Source organism: Duganella callida, from assembly GCF_004614165.1.
GTDB classification, from domain to species: Bacteria; Pseudomonadota; Gammaproteobacteria; order Burkholderiales; family Burkholderiaceae_D; genus Rugamonas; species Rugamonas callida.
On sequence record NZ_SPVG01000226.1, the window covers coordinates 37096 to 45192 of the forward strand.

12 protein-coding genes are annotated in these 8097 nt (G+C 66.4%); 8 read left to right on the plus strand and 4 right to left on the minus strand.

The features are described 5' to 3' along the window. Window positions 1-9: 9 nt before the first annotated feature. The 3 genes from rlmB (at window position 10) to E4L98_RS22775 (ending at window position 2296) form a co-directional block, all read left to right on the plus strand. Window positions 10-741: a 23S rRNA (guanosine(2251)-2'-O)-methyltransferase RlmB gene (gene rlmB, locus E4L98_RS22765; RefSeq protein ID WP_205746812.1), complete on the plus strand. Its 732-nt coding sequence runs from the start codon at window positions 10-12 to the stop codon at window positions 739-741. 131 nt (window positions 742-872) lie between these two features. After that, window positions 873-1610, plus strand: a complete 738-nt coding sequence (gene cysE / locus E4L98_RS22770; protein ID WP_135203824.1) for a serine O-acetyltransferase — start codon at window positions 873-875, stop codon at window positions 1608-1610. Between the two features lie 11 nt (window positions 1611-1621). Next, window positions 1622-2296, plus strand: coding sequence for a YceH family protein (locus E4L98_RS22775; protein ID WP_135203825.1), 675 nt, complete (start codon window positions 1622-1624; stop codon window positions 2294-2296). A 17-nt stretch (window positions 2297-2313) separates the two neighbouring features. Here E4L98_RS22775 and E4L98_RS30850 read toward each other — a convergent pair whose 3' ends face one another. Genes E4L98_RS30850 through E4L98_RS22795 form a run of 4 tightly spaced genes read right to left on the minus strand, consistent with a single transcriptional unit; the run spans window position 2314 to window position 4856 of the window. Then, a complete protein-coding gene (locus E4L98_RS30850) occupies window positions 2314-2715 on the minus strand; it encodes a hypothetical protein (RefSeq protein WP_229257519.1) in 402 nt (133 codons plus the stop codon). Further along, window positions 2702-3658 (minus strand): hypothetical protein, encoded by a 957-nt coding sequence (locus E4L98_RS22785; protein WP_229257520.1) that lies wholly within the window; start codon window positions 3656-3658, stop codon window positions 2702-2704. The genes E4L98_RS30850 and E4L98_RS22785 overlap by 14 nt, the downstream gene beginning before the upstream one ends. After that, complete coding sequence (locus E4L98_RS22790; protein WP_135203826.1) at window positions 3655-4512, minus strand: ABC transporter ATP-binding protein; 858 nt, start codon at window positions 4510-4512, stop codon at window positions 3655-3657. Before E4L98_RS22790 ends, E4L98_RS22785 begins: the two co-directional genes overlap by 4 nt. Then, window positions 4509-4856 (minus strand): GntR family transcriptional regulator, encoded by a 348-nt coding sequence (locus E4L98_RS22795; RefSeq protein WP_135203827.1) that lies wholly within the window; start codon window positions 4854-4856, stop codon window positions 4509-4511. The genes E4L98_RS22790 and E4L98_RS22795 overlap by 4 nt, the downstream gene beginning before the upstream one ends. A 172-nt stretch (window positions 4857-5028) precedes the next feature. On the opposite strand from E4L98_RS22795, the gene E4L98_RS22800 reads away from it, so the two are divergent. The 5 genes from E4L98_RS22800 to E4L98_RS22820 form a co-directional block, all read left to right on the plus strand. Beyond that, window positions 5029-5886 carry an STAS domain-containing protein gene (locus E4L98_RS22800; protein ID WP_135203828.1) on the plus strand — a complete coding sequence of 286 codons (858 nt, stop codon included), beginning with the start codon at window positions 5029-5031 and terminating at the stop codon, window positions 5884-5886. Between the two features lie 7 nt (window positions 5887-5893). Next, on the plus strand, window positions 5894-6250 hold the full coding sequence (locus E4L98_RS22805; RefSeq protein WP_135203829.1) for an STAS domain-containing protein: 357 nt from the start codon (window positions 5894-5896) through the stop codon (window positions 6248-6250). 65 nt (window positions 6251-6315) lie between these two features. Next, window positions 6316-6720 carry an anti-sigma regulatory factor gene (locus E4L98_RS22810; RefSeq protein WP_135203835.1) on the plus strand — a complete coding sequence of 135 codons (405 nt, stop codon included), beginning with the start codon at window positions 6316-6318 and terminating at the stop codon, window positions 6718-6720. Next, window positions 6708-7739 (plus strand): ATP-binding SpoIIE family protein phosphatase, encoded by a 1032-nt coding sequence (locus E4L98_RS22815; protein ID WP_135203830.1) that lies wholly within the window; start codon window positions 6708-6710, stop codon window positions 7737-7739. The genes E4L98_RS22810 and E4L98_RS22815 overlap by 13 nt, the downstream gene beginning before the upstream one ends. Then, the coding region (locus E4L98_RS22820; protein WP_503826145.1) for an ATP-binding protein at window positions 7736-8097 on the plus strand (362 nt) is incomplete at its 3' end. The genes E4L98_RS22815 and E4L98_RS22820, both read left to right, overlap by 4 nt.

The following is an 8097-nucleotide window of genomic DNA, read 5'->3' on the forward strand; positions in this document are numbered from 1 at the left end:
AAGAACAAAATGATTTTTGGTTTCCACGCGGTGACCTCGCGCCTGCGGCACGAGGCGGCATCGGTGGAAGAGATTTTCGTCGACGCCCAGCGTGACGACCGCCGCATGAAGGATCTGGTCGCCAACGCCAAGGCGGCCGGCGTGCGCGTGATGCCGGTCGAGTCCTCGCGTCTGGACAAGATCGTCGGCACCCACCGCCACCAGGGCGTGATCGCGTTTGCCTCGCAGCTGTCGCTGGCGCGCAACCTGGACGAACTGCTGGACGCCATCGACGGTCCGCCGCTGCTGCTGGTGCTGGACGGCATCACCGATCCGCACAACCTGGGTGCCTGCCTGCGCGTGGCCGACGGCGTCGGCGCGCACGCCGTGATCGCGCCCAAGGACCGCTCGGTGGGGTTGAACGCCACCGCCGCCAAGGTCGCCAGTGGCGCGGCCGAGACCGTGCCCTACATCACCGTCACCAACCTGGCGCGCACCCTGCGCGAGCTGAAGGAGCGCGACATCTGGCTGATCGGCACCTCGGACGACGGCGAGAAGGGGCTGTACCAGGCCGACTTCAGCGGCCCGACCGCCATCGTCATGGGCTCGGAAGGCGAGGGCATGCGCCGCCTGACCCGCGAGACCTGTGACGTGCTGGTCAGCATTCCGATGTTCGGCTCGGTCGAGAGCCTGAACGTCTCGGTCGCCTCGGGCGTCTGTCTGTACGAAGCCCGCCGCCAGCGTCTCGCCAAGGAAGTCTAAGCGCGACGCAATACCCGGCGGCTCGCTTCGAGGGCTGCCGGTTCCCACTCCCCTCCGAAGTCAGCCGCTGTTCAGCAACCACCAGCCGGATAAGCTACTATAAAAGCACCGGTTGCCCCACTGGATACGCCATGTTTCAACGCCTGCGCCAAGACATCAACAGCATCATCGAACGCGACCCCGCCGCCCGCAATACCTGGGAAGTGCTGACCTGCTACCCGGGGCTGCAAGCCATCGTCATGCACCGCTGGGCGCAATGGTGCTGGCTGCACCGCATGAAGTGGCTGGGGCGGTTCATCTCCTACCTGGCGCGCATCGTCACCGGCATCGAAATCCATCCGGGCGCGTGCATCGGCCGGCGCGTGTTCATCGACCACGGCTTCGGCGTGGTGATCGGCGAAACGGCCGAGATCGGCGACGACTGCACCATCTACCAGGGCGTGACCTTGGGCGGCACTTCGCTGCACGCGGGCGCCAAGCGCCACCCGACGCTGGGACGCGGCGTGATCATCGGCGCCGGCGCCAAGGTGCTGGGCGGTTTTACCGTCGGCGACTATGCCAAGGTCGGCTCCAACGCCGTGCTGCTGAAGCCGGTGCCGCCGGGCGCCACCGCGGTCGGCAATCCGGCCCACATCGTGCAGAAAGAGCTGGCCGGCGCCGCCGCCAATCCGTTTGCCGCCTACGGCGTCACGCCGAATGGCGACGACCCCTTGTCCAAGGCGCTGCGCGGGCTGATCGAAAACGCCGTCAAGCAGGAACAGCGCATCGAACAGCTGGTGGCCACCATGAAGGCGGCGGGGTTGGAGTGTCAGAGCGTGCCCGACTGTGATAAATTGAACTCCGCCCAATTGAACAAGCTCGTCGAATAAGGAAGCAAGCTATGGACGTAACGCCCGATGGCGCAGAAGTGCTGGACCCCTATGAAATCCGCGTGCTGGCCGTGCTGGCCGAAAAGGAAGCGCTGACGCCCGATAACTACCCGCTGTCGCTGAACGCGCTGGTCAACGGCTGCAATCAGCTGTCGAGCCGCGACCCGGTGATGGCGCTGTCGGAAGAAATGGTGGCGGAAGTCTTGCAGCGGCTGATGCAGAACAAATACGTGAATGGCATCACGCAAGCGGGCGCGCGCGTGACCAAATACGAACACCGCATGCGCATCAAATGGTCGCTGGAGCAGGACAAGCTGGCGGTGCTGACGATACTGATGCTGCGCGGGTTGCAGACCGCCGGCGAAATCCGCACCCGCAGCGGCCGTCTGCACGAATTCAAATCGGTGGCCGACGTCGAGCAGGCGCTGCAATTCCTGATCGACAAATACCCGCCGCTGGTATCCAAGCTGCCGCTGGCGCCCGGCACCAAGGAGCCGCGTTACGGCCAGCTGCTGGGCGGCGAAGAAGCGCTGGCGCGCGAAGAAACCGCGGCCAGCCTGGGCGGCTCGGTCGGTGGCGGCCAGGGCAGCCGCATCGGCGCGCTGGAACAGGAAGTTGCCCAGCTGCGCCGCCAGATCGACGACCTGACCGCCCAGTTCGCCGATTTCCGCCAGCAGTTCGAGTAAAAAAGTCGGCCCCGATCTTATTCCAACGAGATCAGGGCGTCGTCGGGGTATTGTTGGTTGGGGACGGCGCGGTTGCGCGGCAGGGCGAAGCTGTGGTCGTCCGCCAGCGGCAGCGGAATGTCGGTCTCGTTGCCGAGCAGGCGCACGGTCAGGCTGTCGAAGGCGTCGGCCGGGGCCTTGCCTTTTTTGTGCAGGCGGAAGCGCACCTGCGCGGCGTTCGACGCCAGCTCGTGGTGGTCGTCGAAGGCGTCCAGCCCGGACAGCATGTAGCGGTACGGCTGCAGCTCGGGACTGCGGGTGCCGTTGATGATCACCAGCTGGCCGGCGTCGTCGTCGGCGCGCGCCTGCTGCTGCCACAGCAGCGGCAGCAGCAGGGCGGCCAGGGCAAGGTAACGGCGCGCCACCTCAAGCCTCTTCATGGCGGCGGCGCACCCACACCGAGGCGGCGATCATGGCCGCGCCGGCCAGCGCGCCGGGCCAGACGCGCACGCCGGTCAGGCTGCCCCAGGCGCTGTTGAAGATGGTGTTGGCCATGTCGGTCTTGTCGGCCAGGTGCGGGCCGATGTTATCGAACAGCAGCCACGAGCCCGGTATCACGCTGAGCAGGGCGCGCATGCTGACCTGGGTGGCGAACCATGGCGAGTCTATGCCCAGCTGCAGCACCTTGTCGGCCCAGGTCAGCAGCAGGGCGCTGATGACCGGCACGCCGACCGCCCACAGGAACACCTTGGAGCGCGCCAGGCTGGACACCAGCAGCAGCCAGCCCACGCTCGGCAAGGCCCACAGGATGTACACCGGCAGCAGGCCCACCAGCCGCAGCGGCGACAGGTACAGCTCGGGCGTCATCAGCAGCGCGCCGAACAGGTTGGTGCCGTGCGACAGCAGCACCAGGCAGGCCGCCACCAGGATCACCAGCGACAGCAGCACGCCGATGCCGATGGTGATCAGTGGCGCCACCACCAGGGCCAGCAGCACTTTCGACAGCACGGTCTGCAGGTCCGACACCGGCAGCGATTTCCAGAACAGCAGGCTGCGGTCGCGCCGCTCGTCGTGCAGGGCGCCCAGGCAGTAGAAGAAGATGATCAGGCTCAGCACCATCAGCACCGGCATGGCCGACGCCAGGTAAGCCTGCGCCAGGCCGGCGACGATCTGGGTCCGCATCTTGCCCTCGATGGTGACCTGGTTGATCACGGTGCCGTTGATCTGCGGATGGAAGCCGACGCCGTGCCCGAGCACGATCGACACCAGCACCAGCGCGAAGATCAGGCCGGCGATCACGGCCGGGGTCCAGACCAGCATGCCCTTGTGTTCCCACATTTCGCGCCGGATCAGCCATTTCATGGTGCGCAGCTTGGTGCTCATGCGTAGGTTCCTTTCATGGTGGCGACGAACAGGTCGGCAACGCTGGGCGTGCGCAGTTCGCCGAAAGTCTGTAACTGGTGGCGGGCCACGCCGTCGAACAGCATCACCGCCTTGCCGAACACGTTGCGCTGGCTCAGCGGCTGCAAGGCGTTGGCGGCCGCCACGAATTGCGGCTCGACCATCACCTCGGTGAAGCGCTCGCCCACTTCCTCCATCGACGCCGCCAGCGAGATCTTGCCGTTTTCGATGAACATCAGGTCGGTCAGGATGTGCTCGACTTCCTCGATCTGGTGGGTGGTGATCAGGATGGTCTTGTCCTCGTCGAAGTAGTCTTCCAGCAGGTTCTGGTAAAACTGCTTGCGGTACAGGATGTCCAGGCCCAGCGTCGGCTCGTCCAGCACCAGCAGTCTGGCGTCGATCGCCATCACCAGCGCCAGGTGCAGCTGCACCACCATGCCCTTGGACATGGCTTTCACTTTCATGTCCGGCGTCAGCTTGGTGTTGGCCAGGTATTGCTCGGCCTTGGCGCGGTTGAAGCGCGGGTGCACGCCTTCCACGAAGGCGATCGCCTCCTTCACCTTGAGCCACTTCGGCAGGATGGCGACGTCGGCGATGAAGCACACCTCGTTCATCAGCGCCTCGCGCTGGGTGCGCGGGTCCAGGCCCAGCACCGACAGCTCGCCCTCGAACGGCGTCAGGCCGAGCAGGGCTTTGAGCGTGGTGGTCTTGCCCGAGCCGTTGGGCCCGATCAGGCCGACGATGCGGCCGGCCTCGACCGTGAAGCTGGCGCCGTCCAGCGCGGTCTGCCGGCCGTACTGCTTGCGCAGGCCGGTCGCGGTGATGACGGCGCTCATGCCGCACCCCGCTGCAGCAGCGCTTCCAGGTCCAGCCCCAGCCGGCGGATGCGTTCCAGCATGGCCGGCCATTCTTCGCGCAGGAAGCGCTCGCGTTCGCTGGCCAGCAGTTTGTCGCGGGCGCCATCGGTCACATACATGCCTAATCCCCTTCGTTTTTCCACCAGGGTCTCGTCCACCAGTTCCTGGTAGGCGCGCGAGACGGTGATCGGGTTGAGTTGGTAATCCGCGGCGATCTGCCGTACCGAGGGCAGGGCGTCGCCGGGCCGCAGCAGGCCATCGAGCATCATGCCGATCACCTTGTCCTTCAGCTGCCGGTAAATCGGCGCATTGTCATTCCACATACATAATTACCCCTTACGTGTGTTGATGAAGTGGTGTTGTAGTGAACTATAACACTAAAGTCCCGGATGGCAAGCAAAAACCGGTATTCGTTTCGCACGATTGAAAATAGGAAGTCAATATTGACTCTATGATATATAGTTGACGGATGTGTCCAAACTAAACGGGGATTTGATGAATTCAAATGAGACCGCTCAGCGCACCGGGGCGCTGATCAAACAATTTGAAAATGAGATTTTGACGAGCTGGACCGGCGATTTGGCCGCTAAGTCCGTCCGTGGCGACGATGCCGCCAGCCAGCAGCTGCAGCGCCATTGCAGCCAGTTCCTGGCGCTGTTGCCGGGCGCGATAGGCGCCGGCGGCACCGACGACATCTACGGCCGCCACTGGGATGAAGTGCGCAACCTGCTGAACGAGATCTCGAGCCAGCGCGCGCGCCAAGGCTCGACGCCGAACGAGACCGCCACCTTCGTGTTCTCGCTCAAGCAGCCGCTGTTCACGCTGTTGCGGCGCGAGCTGGCGGCGGACGCCATCGTGTTGGCCGACGCCTCCTGGGGCGTCAGCACGCTGTTGGACCAGCTGGGCCTGTATACCATCGAAGTGTTCCAGAAGAGCCGCGACCAGATCATCGTGCGCCAGCAGCACGAGCTGATGGAGCTGTCGACGCCGGTGGTCAAGCTGTGGCACGACATCCTGGCGCTGCCGCTGATCGGCACCCTGGACAGCGCGCGCAGCCAGGTGGTGATGGAAAGCCTGCTGGAAAAAGTGGTCGAGACCGGCGCGGCCATCGCCATCATCGACATCACCGGCGTGCCGACCGTCGACACCCTGGTGGCCCAGCACCTGATCAAGACCATCGCCGCCGCGCGGCTGATGGGCGCCGACTGCATCATCAGCGGCATCCGCCCGCAGATCGCCCAGACCATCGTCCATCTGGGCGTGAACCTGGAAGACGTGGTGACCAAGGCCACGCTGGCCGACGCCTTCACCGTGGCGCTGGCGCGGGTGGGCGCCACCATCGTCCGCAGCTGAGATCGCCATGGAACGGATTCCTATTCTGCGCATCGGCGATCTGCTGCTGGTGACCATCCAGGTCGACATGCACGACCGCCTGGCCATGGCGCTGCAGGACGATCTGACCGAGCGCATCGTGCGCGACCACGCCAAGGGCGTGCTGATCGACATCTCCGCGCTGGACCTGGTGGATTCCTTCATCGGCCGCATGATCAGCAACACCGCCGCCATGGCGCGCGTGCTGGACGCGCAGACGGTGCTGGTCGGCATGCAGCCGGCCGTGGCCATCACGCTGGTGGAACTGGGCCTGACGCTGCCGGGGGTGAAAACCGCGTTAAATGTTGAGCGGGGCATGAAGCTGCTCGGGAAGAGCTACGACTGATGAGAAACGACGTCGCGTTCGATACCAGCCGCTACACGTCGCTGCTGCTGAGTCGCTACCAGGCCATGGCCGACGTCCACCAGGCGCTGCCGCTGGAAACCGACGAGCACGTGGTTGCCGTGCGCAAGGCCGTGCGCGAGCACGCCATCGACATGAAACTGAGCCTGGTCGATCAGACCAAGCTGGTGACCGCCGCCAGCGAGCTGGCACGCAACACCATCAAGTATGGCGGCGGCGGCATGGTACTGCTGGAGCGGTTGCGCGACGGCCTGCGCAGCGGCCTGCGGCTGGTGTTTGCCGACACCGGCCCCGGCATTCCCGACATCGAACTGGCGCTGCGCGATGGCTACACCAGCGGCAACGGCCTGGGCCTGGGCCTGGGCGGCACCAAGCGCCTGGTCGACGACTTTACGATAGATTCCCGTCCCGGCGACGGCACGGCGGTAGCGATTATCAAATGGAAAATCTGAGCAGTTCATTGCAACCGGCCGAGTGGATCGCCATCAGCCACGCCAGCGACGTGGCGGCGGCGCGGCGCATCGGTCAGGGCCTGGCGAGCGTGCTGGGCCTGAACGAGACGCGCGCCGGCCAGCTGGCGATCGTGATCAGCGAGGCGGCCACCAACATCCTCAAGCATGCGGGCGAGGGCCGCATGCTGCTGTCCATCGTCTGCCACGGCGCCCAGCGCTGCATCGAGGTGCTGGCCATCGACCAGGGGCCGGGCATCGCCAATCCGCAGCGCGCCATGACCGATGGCGTGTCCAGCACCGGCACCTCGGGCACCGGCCTGGGCGCGATGCGGCGCCTGTCCGATCAATTCGACATGTACGCGCCGGCCGGCCGCGGCGCGGTGTTTTTCATGCGGCTGTGGGCGCAGCCGCAGCAGGCCCAGCAGCCACCGCGGCTGCTGACCGGCGGCGTCTGCCTGCCGCTGGCCGGCGAAAAGGAAAGCGGCGACGCCTGGGCCGTGCGACGCTGGGACGACAGCCTGACGCTGATGGTGGCCGATGGCCTCGGTCACGGTCCGGAAGCGGCCCGGGCGGCGCTGCCGGCGCTGCAGTTGCTGGCCGCGGCGTCGCGCCAGACCCCGGCCGATCTGATGCACGGCTGCCACGAGGCGCTGCGGCCCACGCGCGGCGCCGCGCTGGCGATCGCCAGCTACGAGCCGGCCGCGCAGCAGCTGCGCTTTGCCGGCATCGGCAACATCACCGCCTGCATCTTTGCCGACGGCGCGCGGCGCCAGCTGATGTCGCACAACGGCATTGTCGGGCATAACGTGCGCAAGGTGCAGGAACTGAGTTTCCCCTGTCCGCCGGGCGCGCTGGTGATCCTGGCCAGCGACGGCATCAGCACCCAGTGGGACCTGGCGGCGCTGCCGGGGCTGGCGTTGCGCGAGCCGGCCGTGATCGCCGCGGTGCTGCTGCGCGATTATGCGCGCGGCCGCGACGACGCCAGCGTGCTGGTGCTGGCCATTGCGGGCGCCGCATGATGGCCTCCGCGCGCATCCTGCAGGTGGGCATCGCCAGCGAGCCGGACGTGGTGACGGTGCGCCAGCGCGCGCGCCAGATCGCCGGCCTGCTCGGCTACGGGGTACAGGACCAGGTGCGCATCGCCACCGCGGTGTCGGAAGTGGCGCGCTGCGCCTATGCCCATCAGTCCGGCGGAAGGGCCGCGTTCGCGGTCGACCAGGACCAGCTGCGCGTGACCATCAGCGCCGATGGCGCGAGCCGGCAGCCGCAGGCGGCGGCCGAGCTGAAGTCGGTCAGCATCACCGCGCGGCGCCTGATGGACGATTGCAGCGTGGCGGCCGACGCCGCGCCCGGCCTGCGGGTCGAGCTGGGCAAGGC